This is a genomic window from Acinetobacter sp. BWR-L5 (assembly GCF_039655985.1).
GTDB lineage: Bacteria > Pseudomonadota > Gammaproteobacteria > Pseudomonadales > Moraxellaceae > Acinetobacter > Acinetobacter johnsonii.
The window spans coordinates 1-2092 of sequence record NZ_JAGFEV010000020.1 but is presented as its reverse complement, the minus strand read 5'-3'; the positions used below and the strand labels follow the sequence as shown (position 1 = coordinate 2092).

At 35.1% G+C, this 2092-nt stretch carries 2 protein-coding genes; both read right to left on the bottom strand.

From position 1 onward, the window contains the following. Positions 1–518 precede the first annotated feature (518 nt). On the bottom strand, positions 519–1058 hold the full coding sequence (locus JZ787_RS17880) for a hypothetical protein (RefSeq protein WP_346313026.1): 540 nt from the start codon (positions 1056–1058) through the stop codon (positions 519–521). 70 nt (positions 1059–1128) lie between these two features. Further along, positions 1129–1617 carry a hypothetical protein gene (locus tag JZ787_RS17875; RefSeq protein WP_346313025.1) on the bottom strand — a complete coding sequence of 163 codons (489 nt, stop codon included), beginning with the start codon at positions 1615–1617 and terminating at the stop codon, positions 1129–1131. Between the last annotated feature and the right edge of the window lie 475 nt (positions 1618–2092).

Sequence of the window (2092 nt, the reverse complement as noted above, 5' to 3'; positions counted from 1 at the left end):
TCCATGCACGCGTAGCCGTATTAAATAAATTTACAGAATTAGGCAGACTTCATACCCAAGTTGTAACCTAAATTTTAGCAACTTAGGAAAACTCTGCCGTCAAAGGCTTTATGCAACAAAGCCAAGTATTATTAAGAAGCATTATTAATAATATCAGATTAGCTATGTTTTTGAAAAATAATTATTATATAGATGGTTCAGGATTTTGCATAAGTAGAGTGCCGTAGTGAAGAGCGATTAATTTTAAATTTACCTGGTAATCCTGAAATCTCGGCCGAGAAGCCGCTTACTCTTGTGGGGTTTCGCGAGGGGATTGCGGGAGATTGGATTATTGAACAAGTGACTCATACTATTGATAAGTCACTTGGGTATAGTTGTGGGGTTGAGGCAGTGAAATTACTCACCATTTGATCCTCTTTTCCCAGAGTAGACTTTCATTTTATGAGTTAAATTTGGTCTCTCCATATCAGTAAGTGCGTTCTTTTATATATGAATCACAAAGCTGCCAGAGACAGATGTTATTTCAATTTTAAACACCGAATATCACCCATTGGATTAGGTGCTTTAGTCAGAATTCTTTCAATTTCAGGTTGAAGTGTCAGAGCCTTATCTGAAAGTTCTTTTATATCTGGAGGTATTTTGCTTCCTGATTTAAGTTTTACAGCTGAGTATTTCTCAATAAATTTATTACTTACACATAAAGAATCTAAGGCATTGATTGTCATGGTACTATTTTTTCCTTCCGAAAGTGCTTTAAGGTCCTCAGATAAATTTAAGCCTAAAGTGTCGTAAGTAGTTTTAATTGCGTGGGCCTGATAACTAGCAAAATTCAATAACTGATCATTAGTTTTTGAAACTTGATTAACCTCATCATAAGCAGCGCTAAAAACAAATTTTGTATAATACATTTGATTAAACTGTGCATAGAGGGAAGCTTTTCTTGCATTTTTTAAATCATTCTCGACTTCCTGTTCAGTCAGTTTATTTGAGTTGTTTGCCTGACTGCAGGCTGCTGTAAGACTAGCAATAAGAATAAGTAATATTTTAAATTTGTTCATTGTTAAATTTCCCATTTTTCGCATTTCTGCTAATGGTCTTTCATAGCCATCAAATGCTGCCCATAGAAAACTACATGCAGACTTCAACAAAATTCTTAGCGGTTTGTTCTTTACTATCTCTTAATTTGATGACCTTTTTTCTTTCTACATAGAGTCGATGTACGTCACTTAGAGTTTCAACTTTAAGATCTTTTCTATACGTCTCATCAATTTTGCCTACATAATTTTCCATATAGACCATCATCCAGCATATTGTATTGAGATCTGCATAATTGAAACCATTGTGGTCTAAACCTTCCACCCAATCAGGATATTCTTCACTTAAAAGGCTATGAGCTGTTTCCAGCTTTACGTATGTATTATTAAAAAGCGTCTCTTTTAATGCGGGGTCATTAGAAAAGTTTTTATTAGCTTCGATAAAAACTCTGTAGTTATCAGTTGCATAATTTTTCAGATCTACTTTTACAAATTGGTCAATATCATCTTTATCAGATGATGCTTTACAAGATGTTAAGAATAAACATGAAATAGCTAGTACGGGGATTAATGTCATTTTCATAGTGAAAAACGGTTTTTAGGTGGGGGGTAGTTGTAGTTTTGAATAGATCGAGAAACTGTTGCACTATACCAAAGATCTGCATGTATAGTTATTGCAAAGGTAAAATCAAAATTAATTACAGATGCTTAACTCTTTGCAATCTCATAATCCTTCAGTTCTCACACAATCTTAACTATTTTTTTCTGGATTTTTTTTATCAAAATTTGATCTCAAATACACAACATTATCTAGCTCAACCTGAGAAAAACTACTTCTCCACAACCTCTGCATCCCGTCAAAATTCACCATCGCCGTCGCGGTCTAAACTTTTCCAGCCTGTTTGTCCTGATTTTTTGCGTTGTTCGTACCATTTCTGGACTGCTCCCAGTATCCTAGACATTGAAGTAGCCTCATTTTGCAGCTGCCTCGAATGCTTCTGGACTCATCCCATCAAGATGCGAATGGCGCCTGATTCGATTGTAAAGCATCTCGATGT

Bases quoted from the DNA above. Each gene is read 5' to 3' on its own strand.
- JZ787_RS17880 (WP_346313026.1), bottom strand. From the start codon at position 1,058: ATGAACAAATTTAAAATATTACTTATTCTTATTGCTAGTCTTACAGCA.
- JZ787_RS17875 (WP_346313025.1), bottom strand. From the start codon at position 1,617: ATGAAAATGACATTAATCCCCGTACTAGCTATTTCATGTTTATTCTTA.